This window comes from Amycolatopsis sp. MEPSY49 (assembly GCF_051337345.1).
GTDB lineage: Bacteria > Actinomycetota > Actinomycetes > Mycobacteriales > Pseudonocardiaceae > Amycolatopsis.
This window is the reverse complement of the sequence record NZ_JBDLYJ010000003.1, coordinates 1,031,280-1,056,887: the sequence shown is the minus strand read 5'-3', so window position 1 is coordinate 1,056,887 and position 25,608 is coordinate 1,031,280. Positions and strand designations below refer to the sequence as shown.

The 25,608-nt window shown below is 72.0% G+C and carries 24 protein-coding genes; 14 read left to right on the top strand and 10 right to left on the bottom strand.

Annotated features, from left to right (window positions below; translation table 11 throughout):
* Window positions 1-18 precede the first annotated feature (18 nt).
* Window positions 19-1,224: an acyltransferase family protein gene (locus ABFJ78_RS19355; RefSeq protein ID WP_436387729.1), complete on the bottom strand. Its 1,206-nt coding sequence runs from the start codon at window positions 1,222-1,224 to the stop codon at window positions 19-21.
* A gap of 109 nt (window positions 1,225-1,333) precedes the next feature.
* Here ABFJ78_RS19355 and ABFJ78_RS19350 point away from each other — a divergent pair, with 109 nt between their 5' ends.
* The 3 genes from ABFJ78_RS19350 (at window position 1,334) to ABFJ78_RS19340 (ending at window position 5,918) form a co-directional block, all read left to right on the top strand.
* On the top strand, window positions 1,334-2,011 hold the full coding sequence (locus ABFJ78_RS19350) for an MBL fold metallo-hydrolase (protein ID WP_436387728.1): 678 nt from the start codon (window positions 1,334-1,336) through the stop codon (window positions 2,009-2,011).
* A gap of 27 nt (window positions 2,012-2,038) precedes the next feature.
* Entirely contained in the window at window positions 2,039-5,308 is a 3,270-nt protein-coding gene (locus tag ABFJ78_RS19345) for an NACHT N-terminal Helical domain 1-containing protein (RefSeq protein WP_436387727.1), read from the top strand.
* Between the two features lie 124 nt (window positions 5,309-5,432).
* Window positions 5,433-5,918 (top strand): AMIN-like domain-containing (lipo)protein, encoded by a 486-nt coding sequence (locus ABFJ78_RS19340; RefSeq protein WP_436387726.1) that lies wholly within the window; start codon window positions 5,433-5,435, stop codon window positions 5,916-5,918.
* A gap of 15 nt (window positions 5,919-5,933) precedes the next feature.
* Here the strand turns inward: ABFJ78_RS19340 and ABFJ78_RS19335 are convergent, their stop codons facing one another.
* From ABFJ78_RS19335 to ABFJ78_RS19320, 4 genes are all read right to left on the bottom strand, one after another.
* The gene (locus tag ABFJ78_RS19335) at window positions 5,934-6,716 is read right to left on the bottom strand and encodes a DUF1684 domain-containing protein (RefSeq protein WP_436387725.1); all 783 of its coding nucleotides are present in this window, start codon (window positions 6,714-6,716) and stop codon (window positions 5,934-5,936) included.
* A gap of 21 nt (window positions 6,717-6,737) precedes the next feature.
* Window positions 6,738-7,343, bottom strand: coding sequence for a hypothetical protein (locus ABFJ78_RS19330; protein WP_436387724.1), 606 nt, complete (start codon window positions 7,341-7,343; stop codon window positions 6,738-6,740).
* Window positions 7,344-7,350: 7 nt separating this feature from the next.
* A complete protein-coding gene (locus ABFJ78_RS19325) occupies window positions 7,351-8,316 on the bottom strand; it encodes a hypothetical protein (RefSeq protein ID WP_436387723.1) in 966 nt (321 codons plus the stop codon).
* Window positions 8,317-8,801: 485 nt separating this feature from the next.
* Window positions 8,802-9,509, bottom strand: a complete 708-nt coding sequence (locus ABFJ78_RS19320; protein WP_436387722.1) for a Crp/Fnr family transcriptional regulator — start codon at window positions 9,507-9,509, stop codon at window positions 8,802-8,804.
* 74 nt (window positions 9,510-9,583) lie between these two features.
* Between ABFJ78_RS19320 and rnhA the strand changes: the two genes are divergently transcribed.
* The 4 genes from rnhA to ABFJ78_RS19300 all read left to right on the top strand — a co-directional run bounded on the left by rnhA (window position 9,584) and on the right by ABFJ78_RS19300 (window position 15,016).
* Window positions 9,584-10,045 (top strand): ribonuclease HI, encoded by a 462-nt coding sequence (rnhA, locus tag ABFJ78_RS19315; RefSeq protein WP_364450996.1) that lies wholly within the window; start codon window positions 9,584-9,586, stop codon window positions 10,043-10,045.
* Between the two features lie 29 nt (window positions 10,046-10,074).
* Window positions 10,075-10,449 carry a YchJ family protein gene (locus tag ABFJ78_RS19310; RefSeq protein WP_436387721.1) on the top strand — a complete coding sequence of 125 codons (375 nt, stop codon included), beginning with the start codon at window positions 10,075-10,077 and terminating at the stop codon, window positions 10,447-10,449.
* A 140-nt stretch (window positions 10,450-10,589) separates the two neighbouring features.
* Complete coding sequence (locus ABFJ78_RS19305; protein WP_436387720.1) at window positions 10,590-11,825, top strand: hypothetical protein; 1,236 nt, start codon at window positions 10,590-10,592, stop codon at window positions 11,823-11,825.
* A gap of 119 nt (window positions 11,826-11,944) precedes the next feature.
* On the top strand, window positions 11,945-15,016 hold the full coding sequence (locus tag ABFJ78_RS19300) for a glycosyl hydrolase 2 galactose-binding domain-containing protein (RefSeq protein ID WP_436387719.1): 3,072 nt from the start codon (window positions 11,945-11,947) through the stop codon (window positions 15,014-15,016).
* A 45-nt stretch (window positions 15,017-15,061) separates the two neighbouring features.
* Here ABFJ78_RS19300 and ABFJ78_RS19295 read toward each other — a convergent pair whose 3' ends face one another.
* Window positions 15,062-16,447 carry a carboxylesterase/lipase family protein gene (locus ABFJ78_RS19295; RefSeq protein ID WP_436387718.1) on the bottom strand — a complete coding sequence of 462 codons (1,386 nt, stop codon included), beginning with the start codon at window positions 16,445-16,447 and terminating at the stop codon, window positions 15,062-15,064.
* A gap of 55 nt (window positions 16,448-16,502) precedes the next feature.
* On the opposite strand from ABFJ78_RS19295, the gene ABFJ78_RS19290 reads away from it, so the two are divergent.
* The 3 genes from ABFJ78_RS19290 to ABFJ78_RS19280 are packed head-to-tail and all read left to right on the top strand — an operon-like array spanning window position 16,503 to window position 19,524.
* Window positions 16,503-16,910 carry a nuclear transport factor 2 family protein gene (locus ABFJ78_RS19290; RefSeq protein WP_436387717.1) on the top strand — a complete coding sequence of 136 codons (408 nt, stop codon included), beginning with the start codon at window positions 16,503-16,505 and terminating at the stop codon, window positions 16,908-16,910.
* A 33-nt stretch (window positions 16,911-16,943) separates the two neighbouring features.
* On the top strand, window positions 16,944-18,827 hold the full coding sequence (locus ABFJ78_RS19285) for a Na+/H+ antiporter (protein ID WP_436387716.1): 1,884 nt from the start codon (window positions 16,944-16,946) through the stop codon (window positions 18,825-18,827).
* 10 nt (window positions 18,828-18,837) lie between these two features.
* Complete coding sequence (locus ABFJ78_RS19280) at window positions 18,838-19,524, top strand: histidine phosphatase family protein (protein ID WP_436387715.1); 687 nt, start codon at window positions 18,838-18,840, stop codon at window positions 19,522-19,524.
* Here the strand turns inward: ABFJ78_RS19280 and ABFJ78_RS19275 are convergent.
* Window positions 19,508-20,263, bottom strand: coding sequence for an ABC transporter permease (locus tag ABFJ78_RS19275; RefSeq protein ID WP_436387714.1), 756 nt, complete (start codon window positions 20,261-20,263; stop codon window positions 19,508-19,510). The two genes, ABFJ78_RS19280 and ABFJ78_RS19275, sit on opposite strands and share 17 nt — an antisense overlap.
* Before the next feature lie 7 nt (window positions 20,264-20,270).
* Window positions 20,271-20,732, bottom strand: a complete 462-nt coding sequence (locus ABFJ78_RS19270; RefSeq protein WP_436387713.1) for an MmpS family transport accessory protein — start codon at window positions 20,730-20,732, stop codon at window positions 20,271-20,273.
* 150 nt (window positions 20,733-20,882) lie between these two features.
* Between ABFJ78_RS19270 and ABFJ78_RS19265 the strand changes: the two genes are divergently transcribed.
* From ABFJ78_RS19265 to ABFJ78_RS19250, 4 genes are all read left to right on the top strand, one after another.
* The gene (locus tag ABFJ78_RS19265) at window positions 20,883-21,932 is read left to right on the top strand and encodes a helix-turn-helix domain-containing protein (RefSeq protein ID WP_436387712.1); all 1,050 of its coding nucleotides are present in this window, start codon (window positions 20,883-20,885) and stop codon (window positions 21,930-21,932) included.
* A 106-nt stretch (window positions 21,933-22,038) separates the two neighbouring features.
* On the top strand, window positions 22,039-23,016 hold the full coding sequence (locus tag ABFJ78_RS19260) for a LacI family DNA-binding transcriptional regulator (protein WP_436387711.1): 978 nt from the start codon (window positions 22,039-22,041) through the stop codon (window positions 23,014-23,016).
* Window positions 23,017-23,368: 352 nt separating this feature from the next.
* Window positions 23,369-23,950 (top strand): DNA-binding protein, encoded by a 582-nt coding sequence (locus tag ABFJ78_RS19255; RefSeq protein WP_372667127.1) that lies wholly within the window; start codon window positions 23,369-23,371, stop codon window positions 23,948-23,950.
* Between the two features lie 52 nt (window positions 23,951-24,002).
* Window positions 24,003-24,659: an RES family NAD+ phosphorylase gene (locus ABFJ78_RS19250; RefSeq protein WP_086680664.1), complete on the top strand. Its 657-nt coding sequence runs from the start codon at window positions 24,003-24,005 to the stop codon at window positions 24,657-24,659.
* Here ABFJ78_RS19250 and ABFJ78_RS19245 read toward each other — a convergent pair.
* Complete coding sequence (locus tag ABFJ78_RS19245; RefSeq protein WP_436387710.1) at window positions 24,641-25,276, bottom strand: HAD family hydrolase; 636 nt, start codon at window positions 25,274-25,276, stop codon at window positions 24,641-24,643. The two genes, ABFJ78_RS19250 and ABFJ78_RS19245, sit on opposite strands and share 19 nt — an antisense overlap.
* Window positions 25,269-25,601, bottom strand: coding sequence for a YciI family protein (locus tag ABFJ78_RS19240; RefSeq protein ID WP_436387709.1), 333 nt, complete (start codon window positions 25,599-25,601; stop codon window positions 25,269-25,271). The genes ABFJ78_RS19245 and ABFJ78_RS19240 overlap by 8 nt, the downstream gene beginning before the upstream one ends.
* Window positions 25,602-25,608: the final 7 nt, after the last annotated feature.

Here is a 25,608-nt window from a genome sequence, read left to right as displayed (position 1 = left end):
GGGTGGCCGCGATCCATGCTACGAGCCACCACCGACAAAAACGGGTTCCGCGTCCTTGACCTGCGGTTCTTCGGGCTTTCGACGTCTGGTGAGCCACCGGTGGGCCGGGCGTTCGACCCCCGCGGTGACCGCCCAGCCGGCCAGCACGGCGGCGCCGACGACGACGGGGAGCCGCAGCCAGCCGGGGAGGCCGAGGTCGAGCAGGGCGCGGGCCAGGACGTAACCCAATTCCTGGTGCACCAGGTAGAGACCATACGAGATGCCCGCGAGCCAGGTGACGGCCGGGGCGATCCGCGCCAGTCCGGGGAACCGCCAGTCCGGGCCGCGGGCGGCCAGGCAGACCAGCAGGAGCAGCACGGCGAACCCGATCGTGGAGGGCCAGCGCTGCGCGTCCTGCGGCAGCGCGACGTGGAACGGGAAGACCTGCAGGTCCTGCGCGGCCACGGCGGCGGCGGCGAAGAGTGCGATGTGCCACGTCTTCAACCGGCGCTGCGCCCACAGCCAGATCGCGACGCCGATGGCGAAGACGTGCAGCCGGTGCAGGCCCAGCCCGTAGAAGAACGTTTCGACGACCGGGCTCGCCGTCCCGGGCGGGAAGACGAGGAAGCGCAGCGCTAGCGGAACGAGGATCAGCGCCCAGAGCAGGGCGACGGTCAGCCGGTGGGTGCGCCACGACCGCGGCCACAGCAGGGCGGCGCCGGTGAAGGCCAGCAGCTGCACCGGCAGCGTCCAGTAGGAGCCGTCGAGGTAGTAGAACGTCTCCGACCGGATGCCCCACTCCTGCACCATGCCGAGGTTGGCGACGAGGTCCAGCCAGGTCGGGATGTACCACGGCGACGGGTTCGACGGCAGTCCCTGCGGCACGCCGAAGAGGAACCCCGTGACGCCGGGCGGGTACGGCAGGCCACTGAAGGAGATCGCGGCCCACCGCGTCACGACGTAGGTCAGCAAGACGGCGGCCAGGTAGGCCGGCACGAGGCGCGCGACGCGGTTCCACAGCCACCGGCGCGGGTTGCCCTTGCGGAGGCTGGCGCAAACGAAGAAGGCGGAGATCACCAGCAGGATCGCGGCGCCGAACTGCGCGGTCACCCGCACGGGGTACCCCGTCAATTCCGGGTGCAGCAGGGCGCCCTGGTGGGTGACGTGCCCGAGGATGACGGCGAGAACGGCGACGACGCGGAGGAGGTCCCAGCTGATCCGGCGCGGCGTCGGGGAGGTGGGCACGGTCGTCCTGAGGTCGGCTGGGCTGGGGTCGCCGTGAGCCTACGTGCCTTGTCGCCGTGGCGCTTGTGCGGGTGGAACCGGTTGGAGCGAAACGACTACCGTGTGCCAGGTGAACATCGTGGAGACCTACACGGGGCACGTCGACCCGGGCGGCGACGCCACCCGGCGCACCCTGGACGCGCTGACCATCACCAAGCTGTCCGTCGGCCCGATGGACAACAACACGTACCTGCTGGTGTGCCGTTCGTCGAACGAGGCGCTGCTGATCGACGCGGCGAACGACCCGGAGCGCATTTCGGACCTGATCGGCCACGGCCCGGACCGGCCGTCGCTGAAGACGGTCGTCACCACCCACCAGCACCAGGACCACTGGCAGGCACTGGGCGCGGTGGCCGGGGCCAACGGAGCCAACACGGCGGCGCACCCGCTGGACGCTTCGCCGTTGCCGGTGCCGCCGGACTTCCTGGTGGAACACGGGGACACGCTTTCGGTGGGGGAGGTCACGCTTTCGGTGATCCACCTGCGGGGGCACACGCCGGGGTCGATCGCGCTCCTGTACCGGGACCCGGCCGGGCATCCGCATCTGTTCACGGGGGACTCGCTGTTCCCGGGTGGCGTGGGGCGGACTACTTCGCCTGAGGACTTCTCGTCGTTGTTGGACGATGTGTCTTCGCGGATTTTCGACGAGCTGCCGGATGAGACTTGGTTCTATCCGGGGCATGGGGACGACTCGACGCTGGGCGCGGAGCGGCCGAAGCTGAAGGAGTGGCGCGAGCGCGGCTGGTGACCGGCAGTCCGTCGTGGGGGGAGCCCGATGAGCATCGAAACCACCGCACTGCTCAAGATCGGCGGCGCTGTCGCGAAGGCCGCGGGAACGGCTTGGCTGCGCACCAAGAAGACGGACGCCGAACGCAAGCTGACACTCACCGAACTCGTCGGCGCGCGCGGGCTCGGCGTGATCCCGCAGCGACGGCTCGGCCGGCAGTTCGACCAGCTGGCCGAGACCGTGGCGGAGCGGCTGCAGCCGCTGGTCGAGGCCGAGTTCCGCGGCCTGCCGGACAACGAGCGGCTGGCCGCGCTCACCGGCGTCGCCCGCGCGCTGGAGGCCGCCGACCTTTCGGACGCGCGGGTGCTCGGCGCGGCGGTGTCGTCCTCCTCGGTCGAGCGCCTCGTCGACCCGGCCGCCACGGCCGTGCTGGCGGGTCTCGGGCTGAGCGAGTCCGCCGAGCGGTTCTTCGCGCTGGTCCTGCGCGAGTCGGTCGCCTACCTGACCGAGGTCATCTCGACGTTGCCCAGCTTCCAGCACCGGGCACTGCGCGAACTGCTCGAACGCGACAACGAGATCATCGACCACCTGCGGGAGATCCTCGACCGCATGCCCGAGCGCGGGCCGGCGTCGTCCACCGACAGCGCCGCCGAATTCGAGCTCGAGTACCGGCGCGAGATCGCGCGCAAGCTCGACCAGGTGGAGTTGTTCGGGGTGACGGCTTCCCGGCCCACCCGGCGGTACCCGCTCAGCGTTGCCTACATCGGGCTGATGGCGTCCACGAACCAGGACGACGAGTCCGTCGACGCGACGCTGTCCGGCAGCCCGCGGACGCTGATCCGGGGTGAGGCCGGTTCGGGCAAGACGACGCTGCTGCGCTGGCTGGCGGTCAAGTGCGCGCAGAGCTCGTTGGAGTCGTCGCTCGCGCCGTGGAACGGGCTGGTGCCGTTCTTCGTCCAGCTGCGGCGGTTCGCGGGCCGGCAGCTGCCGACCCCCGGTGAGCTGCTGACCGCGGTCGGCTGGCAGCTGAGGGACCACATGCCGCCGCGGTTCGCCTGGGACATCCTGATGTCCGGGCGCGGCCTGGTGCTCGTGGACGGCGTCGACGAGGTGCCGGAGCACGAGCGCGAAGCCGTCCGCGAGTGGCTCTCCGACCTCGTCGGCGCCTTCCCGAACTCGCGGTACGTGATCACTTCGCGGCCGCCCGCCGTACCCGACGGCTGGCTGGACGACGAAGGGTTCACGGCGACCGAGCTGCTGCCGATGTCCTCGGCGCACATCCGGGAATTCGCGAAACACTGGCACGACGCCATCCGGTTGAACTCCCCGACGGCCGACCACAGCGAGCTCGGCACCTACGAGGGCGCGCTGCTCGCGTCGATCGACGCCAATCCGGCGCTGCGCACCTTGGCCACGAACCCGTTGCTGTGCGCGCTGATCTGCGCGCTCAACCACGACCGGCACGCCCAGCTGCCCCGCGGCCGGATGGAGCTCTACCGGACCGCGCTCGACATGCTGCTCAACCGGCGTGACACCGAACGCCGGATCCTGGACGAAGCCGACCTGAGCCAGGCCGAGAAACAGCTGCTGCTGGAAGACCTGGCGCACTGGTACACCCTCAACCAGCTGACGAACGCCGACGTCGGCCGGGTCGTCAACCGCCTCGGCGCCCGCTTGGCGCAGCTGCCCGCCGGGAACCGCGACCCCGAAAAGGTGTACTCCCGGCTGCTGCTGCGCAGCGGCCTCCTGCGCGAGTTCAGCGCGGGCCAGGTGGACTTCGCGCACAAGACCTTCCAGGAGTACCTGGCCGCGAAACGGATCGTGGAGACCGACTCGATCGAAATGCTCGCGCGGCACGCGGCCGACGACTCCTACCGCGAGGTCATCGTCATGGCCGTCGGCCACGCCCGCCCGCGGGAGCAGGACTACCTGATCGGCCGGATCCTCGACGCCGCCGGCGAACGCCCGGAGCTGCGGTTCCTGGCCATCGCCTGCATGGAGACGGCCACCCAGCTGAGCCGCGATGTGCACGACCGCCTCCTCGCCTGCCTTCGCGAGGTCATCCCGCCGCAGTCGTACACCGAGGCCCGGGTGCTCGCCATGGTCGGTGAGCAGCTGCTCCCGCTGCTGCGGACCTCGCGACTGACGGTGGCCGCGGCACGGGCGACAGTGCGGGCCGCCGCACTCGTCGCCGGCCGCCGCGCTCTCCCCGTGCTGGCAGCCCTTGCGCGGCAGGCCGGCCCGACGGTGGTGCGCGAGCTGGTCCGGAGCTGGACCTACTTCGATCCCGAGGCCTTCGCCGAGGAAGTCATGGCCCACGCCCCGCTGCCGAACGGCACGCTGCGTATCGCCGACCCCGCCGTGTTGCCCGGCGTCCGGCACCTGCCCCGGCTCCAAGACCTCGTCTGCGAGTTCTCCGAACCACTGCGCCCGGCCCACCAGGAGATCCTGCGCGCCACCCCGGCCCTGCGGAATCTGCGCGTCGCGAACGACCACGAACTGAAGTCGCTGTCCTTCCTGCACGGCCACCCCCGGGTCCGCACGGTCAGTCTCCGCAACGTGTCCAACCTGGACGACATCACGGCGTTGCCGAGCCTGCCCGACCTCCGGGTGGTCTCCCTGGCACAGTGCCCGCGCGTGTGCGCCACCGAGTCGCTGCTCGCTTGCGACCAGCTCAGGAACATCGCGGGCGAGGACTTCACCACCCACGACGTCCGGGCCCTGCTGGAAAAGTTCGGCACCCTCAGGAACATCCAGATCCGGCGCTGCCACGGGCTGGCGGACGTCGCCCAGCTCGGTGGGCACGCCGCTCTGCGCCATCTCGAATTCGACGCGTGCGGGCGGCTCCGCAGTTTGTCGGTGCTCGAGAACTTTCCCTCGCTCCGTGCTCTCGTCCTCGTGGACTGCCCCGAGCTCACCCTGTCCGGCGAGGACCTGGCGGCGGCCAAGCTACGCCGCCTCGACCTGAGCTGGTGCGGCGGAATCCGGAACCTCGAAGCGGTGCGCCACCTCCCCGCTCTGCGGTCACTCCGGCTGCAGGCGCTGAGGATCACCGACCTGGAACCGCTGGCGGGCCTCGTCGAGCTCCAGACGCTGGAAGTGCTGGACTGTGAACAGATCACGGATCTCAGTCCGCTCGCCGGGTTGCCCGCGCTCCGGCGGCTGAGCCTGCAGCGGACCGGGACCCGCCTGGACCTCGGGGCGCTGGGCGCGATGGAGCGGCTCAGAGTCGTCCACAGCGGCAATGCCTACAACGCGAAGGCGCTGGCCGCTTCGAGCAGGGTGACGATCGGCACCAACCTGCGCGTTCCCGACTGACGGACGCGTTCGGAGCAGCCGCATAACGATACGGGACTCCGGCGCAACTTCCCGGACGAACCGGACGTCCCCCGAGAACCCAGCGCTGGGACTTCCATCGGTTCGCTCCGCCAGGAGGCCCACCATGTCCAGACCCGTCAGACGTGCCCTCGTCGCCGTCACCCTGCTGATCGCCGGCACGCTCGCCGCCGCCGGGCCGGCTCGGGCCCAGTCCGGGGTTCCGACCCTCACCAACATCCGGACCGGGAACAACCCCACCTTCGACCGGGTCGTGCTCGACCTCTCCGCCGGGCACGTTCCCGGGACCCTCAGCTACCAGCTCACCGATGAGCTCACCGCCGACCCGAGCGGGGAGATCGTGTGGCTCACCGGCGAATACTTCGTCAACGTCTCCGCCTTCGCCGCCGCCGCGCACGACCAGAACGGGAATCCCACCTACACCGGGCCGCAGAAGTTCCGGACGCGGAACCTCTCGAACGTCATGGCCGTCGCCGTCACCGGGGACTTCGAAGCGCACCTCACGATCGGGCTCGGGGTGCGGACGCGGACCGCGGTGAACGTCTTCACGCTCACCGCGCCCAACCGCGTCGTCATCGACGTCGCCCACTGATCGGAAGCGGGGGAGTCACCCGCGCTCGTACGGGATCTTCTCCCCCGCCTCCACCGCGAACGGCAGGTGGTTGCCCGCCGGCGGGAGCGGGCACGTCGCGAAGTCCGTGAACGCGCACGGCAGGTTCACCGCCCGGTTGAAGTCCAGCGTCACCGAGCCGTCCGGCGACGGCGCGGCCACCGGCAGCGACCGGTTCGCCGCGTACGTCGTGACGCCGCTCGTCCCGTCGGTGAACAGGATGCTCAAGCCGCCTTCCTTGCCGTTGAACGCCGTCAGCGTGTGCGTCTGTCCCCCGAACGAAAACCGGACCACGCCCGGCGCCGTGTAGACGTGGCTCAGGCCCTCCACCACGGCCCCGACCGTGGTCGGCCGCGGCGAGTCGAACGGCTCGAAGCGCCCCTCGAGCACCCAGGACGGAGACGGCTCGTACGCCGGGACGCCGTGGAACGCGCGCAGGACCTCGGCCTTCGGGTCGTGCACCCGGATCAGGTACCCCGAGCGGCGGGCGACCTCGATCTCGACGTCGCCGGCCAGCACCCGCGTGCCCGCGCCGCTGTTGACCAGCTCGAACCGCTGAACGCCGGTGACCGGGGCGCCGTCGAAGACGAGCGAAGCGCCGGCCGGGTCGACGTACGCCGCGTCGGCGTCCTGCCACCAGCGGCCGGGGATGCCGGGGTACTCGCGCGGCGCGTCGGTCAGCCAGTCGAGCGACACCAGCGCCAGCCAGCCGTGCGGCGCCGCGAGGTCCTCTTCGCGCCGGGTCTTCCAGTCCTGCCACTCGCTCGTGAACGTGCTCATCGCGGGCCCCTTTTCCGTCGGCTACGACGGTGCCAACCCACCGCCCGGGCCGGTATTCCGCGTCCCAGTATCCGGACCGGTCCGCAGCCACGCGATTTCGCGCTCGCCGCCGGCGGGGACGACGACGCGCCGGAACCCCGCCCCGGCCGGGAGCGCCGCGTGGAACCGGTCGGAGACGATCAGCAGCTGGTCCAGCTCCGGCGCCGCCGCCAGCGCCGCTTTCAGCACCTCCGCCTCGCACAGCCAGACCGCCAGCGCGACCGCGGCGCCGCCGAAGTTCGGCGGGCGCAGCACGACGTCGCCGTGGTCGGCCGCGAGCCGCAGCCGGAGCTTGCCGAACTCGTTGAGGTGGCGGTTGCGGCGCCGCAGCGCGCCGGCCAGCGCGCCGGCGAACTCCGCGGCCACCCACGGCAGCGGCACGGTCGGCGGGAGGACCAGCGTCGTGTTGTCCCCCTCGGGCCGGCGGTACCACGTCGGCGTGCGGTACGGCACCGGGACGCCGTCGAACACCTCGTCCAGCACCCCGTCGAGGGTCGTGCCGAGGTGCACCGCGCGGGCGGTGCCGCCGCGGCTCGGGGCGACGATCCCGATCCGGACGACGGTCGCGGCCACCGGGACCGTCCGCATGACCTCCTCAGTCCTCCCGCGGGTCGAAGGACCACTGCAGGCCGTAGCTCAGCCCCTGGTGCAGCTCGTGGAACTCGAGCCCCACCTCGCCGACCCGGTTGACCGTCAGCGCGTCGCCGGAGTCGACGCCGTCGTCGACGACCCGGCCCGGCACGCCGTTGAGCCGCCACACGCGCGACGGCGGGGCCGCGCGGTCGAACCGCACCCGCACCGAGAACTCCTCGCACCGGCGCAGGGGTGTCATGACGTAGTAGGGCCGCAGCGACGTGCGCCGCGGCGCGAACCGGATCCCGTACTCGTGGCGCTGGCCCAGCCGCAACGGGCTGGGCAGCCGCATGACGAACTGCGCGTGGCTCGCCGAGACCTGGCGCGCTTCGACGATCTCGCCGCCGAACAGGACGTCGGCGGTGATGTCGGGGACCGGGTCGCTGCCCGGCTCGGCCGGGACGCTGAACGAGAGCACGAGCTCGTCGAGCTCGTCGACCTCCGCGACGATCCGGCGTTCCTCCTGCAGGTCCGGCGGGTCGCGGTCGAGCCGCAGCATCGCCTTCATCGACTCGACGTACCAGCCGGCCAGCGGGTGCAGGTCGCGCCCGGACGGGGGCGCGCCGAGCAGCTCGTCGAGCCGGCGGAACGCGAGGTCGATCCGGCGGCGCGCGGTGCGCGGGTCGCGGTCCAGGACGCCGGCCAGCCACGAGATCCGCCGGTCGAGGAACTCCCCCGCGGCCTCTTCGTGCAGGCCGAACGCCGCGAGCGCGGCCACCCGCAGGTCCGCGGGCAGCCGGCCGCACAGCTCGGTGAGCCGCAGGACGAGCTTCTCCCGGGCGGCGGACGGCTGGTCGTCACCGGTGATCCCGCACGCTTCGCACAGGAATGGGCCGATCCGCTGGTGCAGGTCCGCCGCGTCGAGCCCGCGGCCGCGGCGCAGTTCGTTCAGCTCGCGCACGAACGGGAAGGAGTTCTCCGGCCGCATCCCACCCCCTCCCGTGCCCCGGTGGAATTGATGGACCAGATTACCAAGCACGATTCCGCACGGATATGACAAATCCTGGACACCGCATTCGCGGAATACCCGGCCGGCCGACCCCCCACGAGCCGGCCGGCCGGGCCGCCGCGGGTCAGTTCGCGCCGAAGATCAGCGCCCAGATCGAGTGGCTCTCCATCACACACACCTCCTCATCGCTGCACCCAGGCCGAGACGGGGAGCGGAGCGGAGCCGTGCGACGTCGGCGCGTCCGGTTCCGCCGCGTTTCCGGTAGCCGTGAGGAATCCCAAGACGCCCGCGGTCCACGAACGCGGCGAAGACCGATTTCACCAGGGTCAAGATCCTGCAGTAGACGTTCACGGCAAAGCACTCCCCGACCTCGCTCGAAAAGGGAATCCGGCCGGTGGCATCCGTTTCTTTTCCGGCCGGAACCCAGGATCCCGCCGGGACGGGGCGCGCTCAGAGGACCGTTGTCACGGGTGTTGTGTGCCGTTTGGCTCAGAACGGGCGAAGGCCCGCAGGACGCGCGGCTTGCGAATCAGGATCCGGCGGCGGCCGGTCTCCACGATCCCCCGCTCCCGCAGCACGCGCAACGCTCGTGCGACGGTACGCCGCGCGGCGCCGATCTGCGAGGCGATGTCCTCTTGGGAGAACGCGGCCTCGATCAACACGCCGTCGGGGACGCGCTTTCCGTGTTCCTCGGCCAGCCTGACCAGGAGGACTGCGACGCGGCGGCTCACGTCGAAGGCTGCGGCGTCGACCCAGGCCGACTCGGCGCCGCGCAACCGGGCCGCGACGGTCTTGATCGTGGCGATGGCGATTTCCGGGCGGTTGTGCAGGACGTCGACGAACTCCGCGCCGGTCAGCTGGAAGACCGTGCAGGGTTCGATCGCGCGCACCGACGCCGACCGCGGGCGCCCGGTCACGGCGGCGAGGTCGCCGAGCACTTCGCCGGGACCGCGCAGGCCGAAGAGCACCTCGCGGCCGTCCTCGACGATCGTGGAAACGCGCACCCAGCCGGCGACCAGCACGTGGACGTGGTTCGACGGGTCGCCCTCCATGAGCACGACGTCGTTCGCCCGGAACCGGCGGCGGGTGCCCCGGGCCAGCAGGTACTCGCGATCGGCATCGGCGAGGTAGGCGAGGAGCGCGCCCTCGCCCGCGTCGTCGTTCCCGCCCATGGTTCCCCTCCGGAGGTCCACCGTAACCCGGCGTGGCGGCTCTTTGCGAGGGTCGCGACCGGTAGGGTCACCGCGTGGATGTGGAGATCTTCACCGACGGCGCGTGCAGCGGGAACCCGGGACCGGGTGGCTGGGGCGCGGTCCTCCGCTACGGGCGGCACGAGCGCGAACTGTACGGCGGCGAGGCCACCCCGACGACGAACAACCGGATGGAGCTGACGGCGCCGATCCGCGCGCTGGAGAGCCTGACCCGGCCGTCGCAGGTCCGCGTGTACACCGACAGCACGTACGTGCGCAACGGCATCATGCAGTGGCTCCCGCGGTGGAAGAAGAACGGCTGGCAGACGGCGGCGCGCGAGCCGGTGAAGAACGCGGACCTGTGGCAGCGCCTGGACGCGGCGGCGGGCGTGCACGAGGTCGAGTGGCTGTGGGTGAAGGGCCACGCGGGCCATCCGGAGAACGAGCGCGCCGACCGGCTCGCGGTGCGCGGGGCCCAGGAGGCGCGCGAAACCGGGAAGCCGGTCAACGCGGGATAGTCCTCAGTAGACCGTGGGATGATTCCGGAATGACTTCGTGCCCGTGCGGCCTCGCCGAGTCCTACGCCGCGTGTTGCGGCCGGTTCCACGACGGCGCCCTCGCGGCGCCGACAGCCGAGCTGCTGATGCGGTCGCGGTTCAGCGCGTTCGCCGTCGGGGACACCGCTTACCTGCTGCGCACGTGGCACCCGGACACCCGCCCACGGCGGCTGCAGCTGGACCCGGCGCAGGAGTGGACGCGGCTGCAGATCCTCGGCCACACGGGCGGCGGCCTGCTGCACACCGAGGGCACGGTGGAGTTCCGGGCGCACTACCGGCACCACGGCCGCGACGGGTTCATGGAGGAGAACAGCCGCTTCCGCCGTGCCGACGGCCAGTGGGTCTACCTCGACGCGGAAGCCTGATGGGCACGGCCGCCGTCGGCGTGGCCGGCGCCCTCCTGGAGCGGCTCGCGGTGATCGAAATCTTCAAAGCCGACCTCAAGATCGAACCGTAGCCGGAAAGCGGCCCACGCCACACCCGCGCCGTGCTAAACAAAGCGGCGATGGGAAAACTGACGCGCCGCGCCCGGGCGAAGGCGGACTACCTCGGCTTCCTCGGCGCCCGGGAGTGGCCGCTCGCCGCCTCCGGTCTCGGTGTCGTTCTCGGTGTCGTCACCATCCTTCCCAGCGCTGTCGGCGTTGTCCTCTCCGTCGTCGCGCTCGCCCTCGGTGTCGCCACCTTCACCCGGGATGTCCGGCTGCTGCGCCGGCGCTGGGCCGGGTTCGCCTTCACCACCATCGCCGCGCCCTTCCCCACCGCGGAACTGCCGCCGCCGTCGGCCTACCCGCCGTCTGCGTACCTCGCCGTGCCCGCGCGTGGGACCACCGCGCTGGTCAGTGCCGCCATCGATCGGGAGCTGTGGACCGAACAGCACACCATCGACGTCGCCGAGGAGCCCTACCGGCTGCCGCCCGCGCTCAAAGCCACCGCGCCGCACGTTCTTCCGCTTCGGGCGCGCGGCCGGCTGCTCTTCAACGGCCCGATCGTCGGCATGCGCGGCGACCCGCTGCCGGCCGCCGGCGCGCGGCCCGCGCCCATCCGGCTGCACCGCGCCCGGTTCTTCGACGCCGTCTGCTCGAACGAGCTCGGCACGCTCCGGATCACCCGCGCCGACACCGGCGAGGAGTACGACCTGCGCAAGGCCGAGCTGACCGACACCGACGGCGCCCTGCGCGAACTCGGCAGCAGCACGCTGGCCGACCTCATCGGCGTCTCGACGGTCGCCTTCACCACCGACGGCAAGCTCGTCACCGTGCGGCAGTCGTCGCTCAACGCCGTGAGCGGGCTGCTGCTCGCGCCGTCGGGCAGCGGCTCGCTCGAGCCGCGGGACCTGCGTACCGCCGACGAGAACGCGCGCCGGTCGCTGCACACCGCCATCCGCGCCGGCATGGAACGCGAACTGTGCGAGGAAAGCGGGCTCACGCCCCGGGACGTCCGCGAGACGAAGGTCGTCGGGTTCGCGCGCTGGATGGAACGCGGGGCCAAGCCGGAGTTCTTCGGCGTGACCGAGCTGGCGGTCGACAGCGCCGAGGTCGCCGCGCGCCGCCCGGTCAGCGGCGAACGCCTCTACAGCGCCGGGCTGACGCTCTTCGACGTCGACCTCCCGGCGATCGGCACCGCGCTGGCCGGCGGTGTCCCGCTCAGCGAGGCACTGCCGCACCGGATCTGGGAGGACGGCTCACTGCCCCTCCTGCTGGCGTTGCGCGCCGCGGCGGCGTGGCAGGCGGCGCGGGTCTGACCGATTCGCCCCTGTTCCCGGCGTGACCGGACCGCTACGATCGTCCGCAATTGTTAGGAAAGTTCCCTAACGATGGTCCCGCTGTCCCCACGCCGCCGTGGTGCCTAGGAGGCGCGCTAGTGAGCTATCGGCAGAAAAGAACCCGGACCCTGGTGGCGGCGGCGGTGCTCGCCGTCGCCGTGAGCGGGGCGACCGTCCCGGCGGCCACCGGGCAGGAGCAGGCGCGAGCGACGGTCGCGGCCGCGGGCCCGGCCACCGCCGTCCCCGGCTTCCTGATCCAGACGTCGGCGCAGGTCGGCGACGACTCGGCCGTCTCCAAGCCGGGGTACAACACCGCCGGCTGGTACCCGGTCGGCCCGCGCTCGACCGTCTACGCCGGCCTGCTGGCCAACGGCAAGTACGCCGACCCGTTCTACTCGACGAACATGAAGAACGTGCCGGCCGCGGACTTCCAGGTCCCGTGGTGGTACCGCACCGACCTCACGGTCCCCGACACCACCCAGCGCACCTACCTCGACTTCAGCGGCGTGCTGTCCAAGGCCGACGTCTGGGTCAACGGGACGCGCGTCGCCGACAAGACGCAGGTCACCGGCGCCTACACCCGCCACGACCTCGACATCACCTCGCTGGTGAAGGCCGGCACGAACAGCGTCGCGTTCAAGGTCTACCCGAACGACCCGAACAAGGACCTGTCGATGGGCTGGATCGACTGGGCGCAGACCCCGCCGGACCAGAACATGGGCATCGTGCGGGACGTCCTGGTCCGGCGCAGCGGCCCGGTGGCGCTGCGCGGCGGCTACGTCGTGACGAAGCTGGCCGGCCTGACCCACGCCGACCTGACGGTGAAGGCCGACGTCCGCAACGACTCGGCGAGCGCGGTGAGCACGACGGTCTCCGGCACGGTCGCCGGCAAGCCGATCAGCCAGACGGTCAGCTTGGCGGCGAAGGAGAAGAAGACCGTCACCTTCGGAGTGGTCGGGATCGACAACCCGCAAGTCTGGTGGCCGGCCGGGATGGGCGGGCAGCCGCTCTACGACCTCGACCTGGCGGCGAACGTCGGCGGCACGGCGTCGGACACCTCGCACTCCAGCTTCGGCGTGCGCACGGTGACGGCGAACAAGAACTCGAGCGGCGGCCGCGCGTACACGATCAACGGGCGCCCGCTGCTGATCAAGGGCGGCGGCTATTCGCCGGACCTGTTCTTGCGCTGGAACGAGCAGTCCGCGGCCGACAAGCTCGCCTACGTCAAGGACCTCGGGCTCAACACCGTGCGCCTGGAGGGGCACATCGAGCCGGACGAGTTCTTCGACCTCGCCGACCGGATGGGCGTGCTGACGCTGCCCGGCTGGGAGTGCTGCGACAAGTGGGAGGGCCAGGTCAACGGCGAGGAGAAGGGTGACCCGTGGACCGCCGCCGACTACCCGGTCGCGAAGGCGTCGATGACCGCGGAGGCCGAACGGCTGCGCGACCACCCGAGCGTCATCTCCTTCCTGATCGGCAGCGACTTCGCGCCCGACGCGACGATCGAGAAGAACTACCTCGACGCGCTGTCCGCCGCGGACTGGCCCACCCCGGTGGTCCCGGCCGCGTCGGCGAAGTCGTCGCCGCAGCTCGGGTCGTCCGGCATGAAGATGAACGGGCCGTACGACTACGTGCCGCCGAACTACTGGTACGACAAGGCGCACAGCGACCTCGGCGGCGCGTGGAGCTTCAACTCCGAGACCAGCGCCGGGCCGGACATCCCGACGATGGACACGCTGAAGCGGATGATGTCGGCGAGCGAGCTCGACACGATGTGGAAGAGCCCGTCGACCGCGCAGTACCACCGGTCGTCGTCTTCGACGTTCGCCAACCTGAAGCTCTTCGGCGACGCGCTGACCGGCCGCTACGGCAAGCCGGCGAGCCTGGACGACTTCGTCCGCAAGGCGCAGCTGGCGCAGTACGAGAACGTCCGCGCCGAGTTCGAGTCGCACTCGCGCAACTTCAGCGACAGCTCGAACCCGGCCACCGGGATCATCTACTGGATGCTCAACAGCGGCTGGACGTCGCTGCACTGGCAGCTGTTCGACGCGTACCTCGACCAGAACGGCTCCTACTTCGGGGCCAAGAAGGCGAACGAGCCGCTGCACATCCAGTACTCGTACGACACCAAGTCCGTCGTGGTGGTCAACCACAACCACGACGCGGCGTCGGGCCTCACGGCGTCCGTGAAGCTGTACAACCTCGACGGAACGGAGAAGTTCAACCAGTCCAAGGCCGTTTCGGTCGGCGGTGACGGCGCGAAGACGACCGCGCTGACCATCGGTTCGGTGAGCGGGCTGTCGACGACGTACCTGGCGAAGCTGGTCCTCACCGACTCGGCCGGCAAGGAGGTCAGCCGGAACGTGTACTGGCTGTCCACCAAGGCCGACACGCTCGACTGGGGCAACAGCGACTGGTACTACACGCCGCAGTCGGCCTACGCGGACCTGTCCGGGCTGAACGGCCTGGCCCAGGTCTCGCTGGGGTCGACCGCGACCTCGACGGCCAACGCCGACGGCACCACGACGACCAAGGTGACGCTGACGAACCCGGCGTCCGGCAAGGTGCCGGCGTTCTTCGTCGACGCGCACGTGGTCGGCGCGGCGGGCGCGCCGGTGCTGCCGGTGCGCTGGACCGACAACCAGGTCAGCCTCTGGCCGGGCGAGTCGGCGACGCTGACGGCGACGTACCGGACCGCGGACCTCAAGGGCGCCAAGCCGTCCGTGCGGGTCGCGGGCTGGAACACCGGGACGAAGACGATCCCGGCGGACGGCACGGCGGGCCCCGGTACGCCGGCCGACTACCAGGCCGAGGACGCGACCATCACCAACGGCGTCGCGGAGTCCAACCACGCGGGCTTCACCGGCACCGGGTTCGTCAACTACGACAACGCGACCGGCAGCGCGGTGGAGTTCAGCGTGACCGCAGCGTCGGCGGGCAGCGCGAACGTCGTCCTGCGGTTCGCCAATGGCACCACGGCGAACCGGCCGATGGACATTTCGGTGAACGGCGCGAAGGTGGCGTCCGGGGTGGCCTTCGGCGGCACCGGGAACTGGGACACGTGGCAGACCGTCACGGTCCCGGTGACGCTGGCTGCCGGGACGAACAAGATCAAGGCGACCGCGACGACCGCCAACGGCGGCCCGAACGTCGACAAGATCACCGTCTAGCCCCGGGCCGAGGGCGGCACTTTCACGTGAAAGTGCCGCCCTTGGTCAGTCCCAGAGGAGGCGCTGCTCGCGGTCCGGGTCGGAGACCGTCGTGGAGACGTCGTCGAAGATCCGCGTGACGCGGTCCTGGGGGCGGTAGCGGGGCCAGCCCGGGTCGCCGGTCGCGATGAACCGGACCCACGCCTCGAACATCTGCGTCGCCACCACCTGCATCCGCTCGGCCGGGAACGTGCGGCCGGCGAAGAGGAACCGCCAGTTGCGGTTGCGGATGTCGTCGAACACCAGCGGCAGGTCGAGCCCGTGCGCCGCGCCGAGACCGCGGCCGCGCGGGGCGATCCGCCAGTCCAGCCGGTACATCCAGGCGGCCGGCTGCGCTTCGGCGAAGCGGATCGCCGGAATCCACCAGTCCCCCGCCGTCAGCGCGCGGTTGCGGATCTGGTCGTCCGGCCAGTCGAGCAGCTCGGTGTACGCCGCGACGGCCTTCTCGATCTCCTCGGGGGTCAGCATCGTCGAGCCGACGCCCAGCAGCTTCGCGCCGCCCGATTGCAGCCAGCTGAACAGGTCTTCTTCGTCGGCCGTCGTCCCGATGAGCAGCGGGACGTCGCGCACGCCGTCCAGCGGGCGCCGGGGCAGCAGCTCGTCGCCGACGACCACGCGGTAGGTCACCTTGGTCCCGGACACGGCCGAAACCCGTTGCTGCGCTTCGAGAATCCGCGTCACGGGCAGCGTCGCCAGGTCCTCCGGCGACGCGTCCAGCTCGGAGAGGACCGCCGAAGCGACCTCCGCGCCCTCGGCCGGGGTGTGCACGACCGAGCCGACGCCGGTGCCGCTCTGCACGATCGCCTGGTGGACCAGCCCGCGGGTCGCGGGCACCGCGAGCAGCGTCCCGACCGTGCGGCCGCCGTTGGACTGCCCGGCCAGCGTGACGCGCCCCGGATCGCCTCCGAAGGCGCCGATGTTGTCCCGCACCCACTCGAGGGCGGCGACCTGGTCGCGCAGCGACAGGTTCGAGTCGGCGGCGCCGGGCAGGTGCAGCATCCCGAGCACGCCGAGCCGGTAGGCGACGGTCACCACGACCACGCCGGCGCGGGCGTACGCGGAGGCGTCGAACTGGTGCGGCGCGCCCATCACGCCACCGCCGCCGTGAATCCACACCAGCACCGGGTACGAGCCGGACGAGGCCGGCGCGTAGACGTTGAGGTAGAGGCAGTCTTCGTCGCCGGTGAAGCCACGCCCGGTCAGTTCGGGCTGCGGCGCACGGGGTGCCCACCCCGTCGCGTCGCGAACCCCGGCCCACGCCGGCACCGGCCGGGGCGCGCGGAACCGCAGCTCCCCCACCGGCGGCTCGGCGTAGGGGACGCCGAGGAACGTCCGGACGCCGTCGTGTTCGGTCCCGCGCAGCGCGCCGGCCGCGATCTCCACCGTCGTCACGTCGCCAGCCTAGGGATTTGGCCTGGAGCGCGCTCCAGCGTGTTGACTGGGGCACATGACCGCAGCGGAGAACAAGCAGCTCCTGAAGACGGCGTTCGACGCATGGGCGACCGGCGACATCCGGCCCCTGCTCGCCGCGATGGCCGACGACGTCACCTGGACCGTCAGCGGGCACAACAGCTGGTCCGGCAGCTTCGCCGGCAAGGACTCCGTCCGCCGCGACCTGCTGGGTCCGCTCGGCGAGCAGTTCGAGGGCACCTACACGAGCACCGCGAGCCGGTTCGTGGCCGAAGACGACGTCGTCGTGGTCGAGACGCAGGGCAGCGTCGCCACCAAGACCGGCGCGCGGTACGACAACCGGTACTGCTTCGTCTTCCGCCTCGAAGACGGCCGGATCCGCGAGATCACCGAGTACATGGACACCCAGCTGGTCGCCGAGGTCCTCACCGAGCTGGCCCGGTGACGCCCGCCGCGACCCCCGGGTGATGATTACCCCGTGCACATCGCGGCAGAGATAGTGGCGCTGGTCGTGACCGTCCTCGTCGTCAGCGCGGGAGCGCGGCGGCTGGACTGGTCCGCCCCGCTGTGCCTGATCGTCGTCGGGGTCGCCGCCTCCTACGTCCCCGGCGTGCCCGAGGTCCACCTCGACCCCGAGGTCGTGCTGCTCGGCCTGCTGCCCCCGCTGCTGTATTCGGCGGCCATCCAGACGTCGCTGGTCGACTTCCGGAAGAACCGGAGCGCGATCGGGCTGATGTCGGTCGGGCTCGTCGTGTTCACGACCCTCGGCGTGGGCCTGGTCGCCTGGGCCGTGATCCCCGGCCTGCCGCTGGCCGGCGGCATCGCGCTCGGCGCCGTCGTGGCGCCGCCGGACGCGGTCGCCGCCAGCGTCGTCGCCCGCCGGGTCGGCATGCCGCGCAAGCTGATCCGGCTGCTCGAAGGCGAGAGCCTGTTCAACGACGCCGCCGCGCTGGTCGCCCTCCGCACGGCCATCGCCGCGCTGGCCGGGTCGGTCAGCCTGTGGCAGGTCGGCGCCGACTTCTTCCGCGCGGCCATCGGCGGGGCCGTGGTCGGGCTCGTCGTCGGGTTCGCGGCCGCGTTCGTCCGCGCCCGGCTGAACGAGCCGGTGCTCGACACCGCGCTGTCGTTCGCCGTCCCCTTCATCGCCTACATCCCGGCCGAGGCGATCCACGGCTCCGGCGTGCTCGCGGTCGTCATCGCCGGGCTCATCCTCGGGCACAAGGCACCGCAGATCCTGTCCGGCTCGACCCGGCTGGCGTCCCGGCTGAACTGGCAGACCATCGCCTTCCTGCTGGAGAACATGGTCTTCCTGCTCATCGGCCTGCAGCTGCGGCGGATCCTCGCCGAGGTCGGCGAGAGCGGGCTGTCGCTGACGATGCTGACCTGGATCTGCGTCGCCGTGCTCGGCGCGACCATCCTCACCCGCGTGCTGTGGATGGCCGGGATCGGCACCGTGAAGCGGCTGGAGCGGCGCCTGCTGCCGACGAAGCCGCGGGCGAAGATCTGGCCGTGGCGCTACTCGGCCGTGATCGCCTGGGCGGGTATGCGCGGCGTGGTCACGCTCGCCGCGGCGTTCGTGCTGCCCGCGGACACCCCGCAGCGGGCCGTGCTGGTGCTCGCGGCGTTCGTCGTCGTGGCCGGCACCCTGGCCGTGCAGGGCATGACGCTGCCGCCGCTGATCCGGAAGCTGCGCCTGCCGCGGCCGGACCCGGCGGAGGACGCGCTGCAGGAGGCGGCCGTCCTGCACGACATGACCCGCGCGGCGCTGGCCAGGCTCGAAGAGATCCGGACGGACGACGACCCGCCGGAGATCATCCAGCGCCTGCGCGACCGGCTGCAGCACCGCGCCGACTCGGCGTGGGAGCAGCTCGGGCGCCAGAGCGCGCTGGCCGAGACGCCGAGCGACGCCTACCGCCGCCTGCGGCTCGAGCTGCTCGACGTCGAGCGCCGCCAGTTCCTCAAGGCCCGCGACAGCGGCAGCGCCGACGACGACGTCCTGCGCAAGGTCCTGGAGCGGCTCGACATCGAAGAGTCCATGCTGGACCGCGACGAGGAAGAACCCGAGGTCGAAGGCCGCGAGCTGCGCACCCCGGCCGCGACGGCCGGGTCGTGCAAGCACCTGGCCCACGAGTGGGTCGACAAGGACCCGAGCTCGCCGGACACGTGCGCCGCCTGCATCGAAGAGGGCACGACCTGGGTGCACCTGCGCATGTGCCTGAAGTGCGGCAACGTCGCCTGCTGCGACTCCTCGCCGCGGCGCCACGCCACGCAGCACTTCCACGAGTCGCGGCACCCGGTGATGCGCAGCTTCGAGCCGGGCGAGACGTGGCGATGGTGTTTCGTGGACAAGCAACTCGGTTAAGGTCGGGGCCATGAGCACGCCCGAGCAGGAGATCGAGTACCGCCAGCACCGCTTCAGCCCGCCACCGGGCGCGACGGAGATCTTCCTGGTGCGGCACGGCGAGTCGGCTCCGGCGCGGGGCGAAAACCCCTTCACCCTGGTCGAAGGCCAGGCCGACCCGGAACTCGCGCCCGACGGCCGCGACCACGCCCGGCGAGTCGGCGACCGGCTGGCCGGCGAGCGGATCGACGCGATCTACGTGACGACGCTGCGGCGCACGGCCGAGACCGCCGCGCCGCTGGCGGAGAAGCTCGGGCTGACCCCGGCCGTCGAACGCGACCTGCGCGAGATCCACCTGGGCGACTGGGAGAACGGCCTCTTCCGCAAGTACAGCGCCGACGGCCACCCGGTCATCGAGCGGCTGTGGACCGAGCAGCGCTGGGACGTCATCCCGGGCGCGGAGTCCGACGAGGCCTTCGGCGCCCGGCTGCGCGGCGCGTTGACGCGGATCGCCGCGGCCCACCCCGGCCAGCGCGTCGCGGTGTTCACCCACGGTGGCGTGATCGGCGAGGTGTTCGCGCAGGCCAGCCGCTCGGTCGAGCGGTTCGCGTTCCTCGGCGCGGACAACGGCTCCATCTCGCACCTGGTGATCCACGGCGACCGCTGGATCATCCGGCGCTTCAACGACACCGCCCACCTGGCTACGCCGCTCGGCTGAGCTTCCCCGCCGCGACGAACTGCACGGTCACCAGGATCGAGACGGCTTCCGCGGCCAGCAGCCCGATCAGCACGAGCACCTGCGTCAGCCCCGCTTCGACCGGCCCGGCGCCGCCGAGCAGCACGCCGACGTAGGCGCCCGGGAGCGTCACCAGGCCGACCGTGCGGGTCTGGTCCAGCGCCGGGATCAGCGCGTGGCCCGCCGACGGGCGGCAGATCTCCAGCGCGGCGGGCCGGGGCAGGAACCCGAGGGCGAGCGCGGCTTCGTACTCCCCGTGGCGCGCCTTGAGCTCGTCGAGCGCGCGCCGGGCGGCCTGCGACGTCGCGGTCATCGCGCCGCCGATGACGATGCCGGCGATCGGCACGACGGCGATCGGCTTCGGCGGGACCACCCCGGCGCCGAGGACCAGCGCGAGCACCGGCACGACGCCGGCCGCGATCGCCAGCGCCGTCCACGGCAGGTTCGCCCAGCGGCCGGCGCGGCGCGCCGACGTCACGGCGGCGATGCCGAACATCAGCAGCACGAACAGGCCGGTCAGCGGCGCCGAGCGCAGCACGGCGGTGATCACGAACGAGACGAGGGCCAGCTGCGCGACCGCGCGGACGGCGGCGACCAGCACGTCCCGTCCCCGCCCGAGCCCGCCGGCCTGGACGACCGCGGTGGCGGCGAGGGCGAGCAGGACCAGCACCGCCACGAGGGCGGGCCCGAAGGTGATCGCGGCGTCGTTCACGCCGCCCATGGTGCCGTCAGACGGCGCAGGTGAACTGGCGGCCCGCCTCGGCGACGGTCTTCTCGGCGACGACGACCCCGTCGACGACGATCCGGCAGCGCAGTTCGCCGGGGCCGGGGTTCCGGGCGGCGACGCTGTAGAACTCGGTGCGGCCGACCGGCCCGATCCGGGTGAACGCGGCCGACCACGGCGTGGCGACCTCGGCGTGCTGGGTCAGCACCGAGCCGGCGCCGGCGTAGGTGACGTCCCGGGCGCCGTGCGCGCCGAGCAGCTCGTAGACGACGGAGTGGCTCACGGTGGCGACGGCGGCCGGCACGACCGGCGCGGCGACCGGCTCCACCTTGGCCGGCCCGCGAGCCGACCGCGGCACGACGAACGACGTCACCGCGAAGGCCGCGGCGAGCACACCCAGGACGACCACGACACTGCCGGCCGACCTGGCGCGGCTCTGGTCGCGGTTCGCGGTGTGAGCACCCATGAAGAGGTCTTCTCTCGTCGCGCGCACCCTCGCCGGGTGCGTCGACCTCTATCTCGCCGTGACCTCACCGCGCGTTAGCCGTTACCCGCGACCCTCACCCGAACGGGTGCTGCCCGGTTTTTGTCGGTGCCCGGGTGCATCATCGGGGGTGTGTACGAGGAGGCGGCACCACCCCGGCGGCTGGCAGGCGTGGCGCGCTGCGTGTGGCGATCGGCGTCGGCGGGCCCGAAGCGGATCGTCCCCGACGGCTGCCTGGACCTGGTGGTCGGCGACGGCGGGGTGTTCGTCGCGGGCCCGGACACGGCGGCGTGGTCGTCGGTGACCCGGCCGGGCGCGGTGCTGCGGGGTGTCCGGTTCAGGCCGGGGCACGCTCCGGCGGTGCTCGGCGTGGCGGCGGACGAGCTGCGGGACCGCCGGGTGTCGCTGGGTGAGCTGTGGGGACGGGACGGGGAGGTGCTGGCGGAGCGGTTGCTGGCGGGTGAGCTGTCGCCTGCGGAGGCGGTGGAGTCACGGCTTGCCTCGGTGGAGGTGTCGCCGGCTGATTGGGCCGTGGCGGAGCTGATCGAGCGGCTGGACGCGGGGGCGGCGCGGGTCGCGGAGGCGGCGGCGCTGCTGGCCCGGCGCGGGACCGGCCACACCCGGATCGCCGCTGAGCCCGGTCACTCCGGTGTCGCCGAGGCCGCTGCCCCGCTGGCGCGCGGTGAGGCCGCCCCACGCCAGATCGCAGCGAAGGCCGGCCACCCCGACATCGCCGAGGCCGCTGCCCTGCTGGCCCGCGGTGAGGTCGCCCCAGGCCAGATCGCCGCGAAGCTTGGCCGTCGTGGCCTCGCCGAGGCCACGGCGCTGCTGGCCCGAGGTGAAGCAGCACCAGGCCGGATCGCCCAGGCGAGCTCGCCCGACCTCGCGGCCATCCGGGTCGAAGAACCCTTCGCCGTGAGCGAGCGGCGGTTGCGGCGGCGGTTCGTCCAAGCCGTCGGGTACGGGCCGGCCACCTACCTGCGCGTCGCCCGGTTCCAGCGGGCCGTCGCGCTCGCTACGCGCGTCTCCGGGCTGGCCGCGCTGGCCGTCGCCGCGGGGTACTCCGACCAGGCGCACCTCAGCCGGGACTGCCGGGCCCTCACCGGGCTGACCCCGCGCCGCTACTTCCCCGCACCCTCCACTGTGGACGCGGCGGAGCGTGACCGGCTCCGTTCGGCGTAACCCCCGCGGTCAACCGGAAGTGGGCCGTCACCCCGCAAGGTAAGCGGACGGTAAACGACCACCAAGAGCGCTATCCTCCCCCTCGACCGGTGATCAGGGAGGACGTGTGGCCACCATCAGCGACGTCGCGGCGAGGGCCGGCGTCTCCACGGCGACCGTGTCGCGCGCGCTCAACGGCAAGTCCACTGTGGACCCGACGCTCGCCGCGCGCGTGCAGGAGGCGGCCGCGGAGCTCGGGTATCACCCGAACGGGCTGGCCCGGAACCTGCGCCGTCAGGAGACCGCGGTTCTCGCGCTGATCATCTCCGACGTCGAAAACCCGTTCTTCACGGCCATCGCGCGTGGTGTCGAGGACCTCGCGCAGCGGTCGGGCTACTCGGTCGTGCTCTGCAACTCCGACGAGAACGAGGACAAGGAGCGCCGCTACATCGAGGTCGCGCTGCAGGAACGGGTCGCCGGCGTGGTGCTGTCACCGACCGGCCGGTCGACGAACGTCGAGGGCCTGCGCCGCCAGGGCACGCCGCTGGTCGCGGTCGACCGCCCGCTGCCGGCCGAGACGGGCGACCAGGTCCTGGTCGACACGCGCCACGCCGCCGCCGAAGCGACGCGCCACCTGCTGGCGGGCGGCTACCGCCGCGTCGGCTGCCTGACCGGACCGGCCGGCGTCCGCACGGCCGACGACCGCCTGGCCGGGTACGCCGACGTCGTCGGCGAAGCGAACGTCGTGGCCCGGCGGGCGGAATACCGCGCCGAAGGTGCCCGGCTGGCGGCCTTGGAGCTGCTCGACGAGCCGTCCCCGCCGGACGCGCTGCTGGTCGCGAACAGCACGATGGCGATCGGCGTGCTGGAGGCGCTGTCGTCGCGCGGGCTGCACTCGGGGCGCGACGTCGGGATCGTCTCGTTCGACGACGCCCCCTGGACGACGCTCATCGACCCGCCGCTGACGGTGGTCGCCCAGCCGGCGTACGAGGTCGGCCGCGTGGCGGCGCAGCTCCTGCTGGCGCGGATTTCGGACAGCAGCCGCGAAGCCACGACCACGACGCTCGAAGCGTCGCTGATCGAGCGGAAGAGTTCGCGCCGCTGAGGCGAGGATCGGCTCCCGTGCGCGGGGAGTGGAGCGACGTGCCCGGGGGGCCGGCTCGTGCCGGGCCCCCCAGACACGCCCCACCCCCTGTGTCCCCCATGACCGGCGCGAACCCGCCGGATCCTGTGAGCACGGAGCGGAAATCGTTTACTCACACGGAACGTAAGGCCACGCAAGCGCACTGTCAAGCCTGGACATCGTCACGCGATGCCGTCAGACTGACCGGAAGTTGCCTACTCAACGTGTTGAGTGATGTGCGTTAAGTGTCGATCTCTGGTGAATTCACCCACAGACAGGGCAAGAAACCGCACGAACCCGCACACTCGCGCTGTTTCGGGTTAGGCTGGATCGCATGTCTGTAGCGCTGGAGAACATCCTCGCCAAGGCGGGCCTGAAGGTCGACGCGAACGAGTTCCTCACGCTCGTCGAAGACGCGGCGCGCAGACTGTCCCCACCGAACCCCGATCCGTCGCACTACTTCTCCGCCGACCAGCGCGCCGCGCTCACCGACGTCGGCCTGGACCTTTCGCCGCGCCGGGAAGGCGAACCGGACTTCCGCGCGCGCACCGTGGCCGCGCACGCCGTCCTCGCCGAAGGCGCGCTCAGCGTCAACGAGGCGGCCAAGGTCCTCGGCGTCGACGACAGCCGCATCCGGCACCGCCTCAAGGAAGGCAGGCTGACCGGCTGGAAGGACGGCGGCTGGCGGCTCCCCGCGTGGCAGTTCGCCGGCTCGGGCGTGCTACCCGGCCTCGAAGTCGTGCTCAAGGCCCTCCCCGACGACCAGCCCGCGCTGGTCGTCGCCGCGTTCATGAGCACGCCGCAGCCGGACCTCGTCATCAACGAGCACCCCGCGACCCCGCGGCAGTGGCTCCTCTCCGGGGGTGACCCGGACCACATCGCCCGCCTCATCGCCACGCTCGGCTCGCCGTTCTAGGCTGGAGCGTCCCCGAGCAAGATCACCGACAAGGACGGACCACCCCCGACCCATGGCCCGGCTACCGCTGCCGCCCGCCCGATCCGTCCTGGTCCGGCAGCTGAACCGTGCCAGTGACGTGGTGACGGTCCAGCCCGCGACCAGGCTGGTGCGGATCTTCACCGCGCACGGCAACCACCCCCAGCAGTGGAATTCGTTCCGCTACACCGGCCCGCTCCCGCACGGCCGGTTCGACCAGCAGTCGCCCGGCCGCGGCGGCGCGCCGGTCACCGACCCCGCGAACGGGGTCCTCTACTTCGGCCTCACGGTCCGCACGTCGGTCGCCGAGGTCTTCCAGACCAGCTCGACGGTCGACCGCCGCACGCGCGGGCCCCGCCTGGTCGTCGTCCGCCCGACGCGCACGCTGCGCCTGCTCGACCTGACCGGCCTGTGGCCGACGCGCGTGGGCGCGTCGCAGGAGATCTCGAGCGGGCCGAAGAAGCTGACCCAGGCCTGGGCCCGCGCGATCCGCGGCGCGTTCAGCGACCTGGACGGCCTGTGGTACCGGTCGTCGATGGACTCGGGCGACCCGGCGATCTGCCTGTGGGACCCGCCGGCCGGCGCGGCGCTGCCGATCGCGCCGGACGTCCTGCTGCCGCTGGACCACCCGGGGCTGGACGTCCCGCTCGGCCGGGTCTGCGAAGAGCTGAACTACACGCTGCTGAACTGAGCCTCCAGCAGCGGGATGATCGCCCGCAGGTCATCGCCGTCGACGAGGTGTGTCGCGACGGCACGGGCGTCCGGGCTCGCGTTGAAGCCGACGCTCATCCCGACTGCGGCGAAGAGCGGCAGATCCGACCGGCTGTCCCCCACCGCGACGCACCGCTCCGGCGCGAAGCCCTGTGACAGCGCGAAGTCCCGCTTGCCGTACTCGTCCAGGTGTTCCGCGACGTCGCCGGTGTAGCGGCCGCCGGCCACCGCGGGGACCGGCCCGCAGTACGCGGCGAACCCGAACCGCCCGGCGAGCATCCGCCCGACCGGCGTCCACGCGAGCGTCGTCAGGATCGGGCGCAGGTCGCGCTCCCGGCACCACGTCACCGTCTCGGCGATCCCGTCGACCAGCGGCAAGGTCTCCAGCCGGGCCTCGATCTCGGCCTCGGTGTGCCCGGCCCAGCCGCGGGCGTCGATCACCGACGCTTCCTGGTTCGTCATCCGGCCCGCGCCGTACGCCGCCTCGGCCGCGACGAGCTCGGCTTCGTGGCCCAGCACCGCGGCCACCCAGGCGCACGAACTCGTGCCGGGGACCAGCGTGCCGTCGACGTCGAAGCAGACCAGCCCGTCAGCCAAGGGTGCCTCGCGGGCACACGAACCCGACGATCTCCGACGCGATCAACCCCGCCTGCTCGGCCGGATCGGCGTCCAGGATCGCCCGCGTCTCCGCCTCCGACGTCCGGAAGAAGGCCACCCCCGTCACCGGCAGCGCCGCCGACGGCTCCGGCACCGCGCCGGCGAACAGCAGCGTTCCCGCCGCCTGTTGCTGCCGCGCGGACGACAGGTGCCGGGCCCGCAGCTCCCGCGCCATCTCCTCGGAGATCTCGCCGGCGCGCGGGCCCGCCCGGAACAGCACCATCCGCCACGTCTCGAGCTCGAAGTCCACCTCGGGCACCGTCATGGGAAGA

Coding starts and splice junctions, on each gene's coding strand:
- ABFJ78_RS19345 (WP_436387727.1), top strand. CDS start 2,039: ATGAGCATCGAAACCACCGCACTGCTCAAGATCGGCGGCGCTGTCGCG.
- ABFJ78_RS19340 (WP_436387726.1), top strand. CDS start 5,433: ATGTCCAGACCCGTCAGACGTGCCCTCGTCGCCGTCACCCTGCTGATC.
- ABFJ78_RS19335 (WP_436387725.1), bottom strand. CDS start 6,716: ATGAGCACGTTCACGAGCGAGTGGCAGGACTGGAAGACCCGGCGCGAA.
- ABFJ78_RS19330 (WP_436387724.1), bottom strand. CDS start 7,343: ATGCGGACGGTCCCGGTGGCCGCGACCGTCGTCCGGATCGGGATCGTC.
- ABFJ78_RS19325 (WP_436387723.1), bottom strand. CDS start 8,316: ATGCGGCCGGAGAACTCCTTCCCGTTCGTGCGCGAGCTGAACGAACTG.
- ABFJ78_RS19320 (WP_436387722.1), bottom strand. CDS start 9,509: ATGGGCGGGAACGACGACGCGGGCGAGGGCGCGCTCCTCGCCTACCTC.
- ABFJ78_RS19310 (WP_436387721.1), top strand. CDS start 10,075: ATGACTTCGTGCCCGTGCGGCCTCGCCGAGTCCTACGCCGCGTGTTGC.
- ABFJ78_RS19305 (WP_436387720.1), top strand. CDS start 10,590: ATGGGAAAACTGACGCGCCGCGCCCGGGCGAAGGCGGACTACCTCGGC.
- ABFJ78_RS19290 (WP_436387717.1), top strand. CDS start 16,503: ATGACCGCAGCGGAGAACAAGCAGCTCCTGAAGACGGCGTTCGACGCA.
- ABFJ78_RS19280 (WP_436387715.1), top strand. CDS start 18,838: ATGAGCACGCCCGAGCAGGAGATCGAGTACCGCCAGCACCGCTTCAGC.
- ABFJ78_RS19275 (WP_436387714.1), bottom strand. CDS start 20,263: ATGGGCGGCGTGAACGACGCCGCGATCACCTTCGGGCCCGCCCTCGTG.
- ABFJ78_RS19270 (WP_436387713.1), bottom strand. CDS start 20,732: ATGGGTGCTCACACCGCGAACCGCGACCAGAGCCGCGCCAGGTCGGCC.
- ABFJ78_RS19255 (WP_372667127.1), top strand. CDS start 23,369: ATGTCTGTAGCGCTGGAGAACATCCTCGCCAAGGCGGGCCTGAAGGTC.
- ABFJ78_RS19250 (WP_086680664.1), top strand. CDS start 24,003: ATGGCCCGGCTACCGCTGCCGCCCGCCCGATCCGTCCTGGTCCGGCAG.
- ABFJ78_RS19240 (WP_436387709.1), bottom strand. CDS start 25,601: ATGACGGTGCCCGAGGTGGACTTCGAGCTCGAGACGTGGCGGATGGTG.